1 protein-coding gene is annotated in these 264 nt (G+C 47.7%); it reads left to right on the plus strand.

Annotated features, from left to right (window positions below):
• On the plus strand, window positions 1-264 hold a 264-nt coding region (locus tag CF394_RS14185), incomplete at both ends, for a polysaccharide biosynthesis protein (RefSeq protein WP_133079858.1).

Genomic DNA, 264 nt, shown 5'->3' on the forward strand with positions numbered 1-264 from the left:
GGTGAATCCACCGAATGTTATGGGTGCGACTAAGCGCGTGGCAGAGTTGATTGTTACTGGCTTTAACCAACGTAGTAAATCAACCTACTGTGCAGTTCGTTTTGGGAATGTTCTTGGTAGCCGTGGTAGTGTGATTCCTGTCTTTGAACGTCAGATTGCTGAAGGTGGTCCTGTAACGGTGACAGACTTCCGTATGACACGTTACTTCATGACTATTCCAGAGGCTAGCCGTCTGGTCATCCATGCTGGTGCTTATGCTAAGGA

The sequence above is a fragment of the Tetzosporium hominis genome (genome assembly GCF_002265435.1).
In the GTDB taxonomy this organism is placed as follows: domain Bacteria; phylum Bacillota; class Bacilli; order Bacillales_A; family Planococcaceae; genus Chryseomicrobium; species Chryseomicrobium hominis.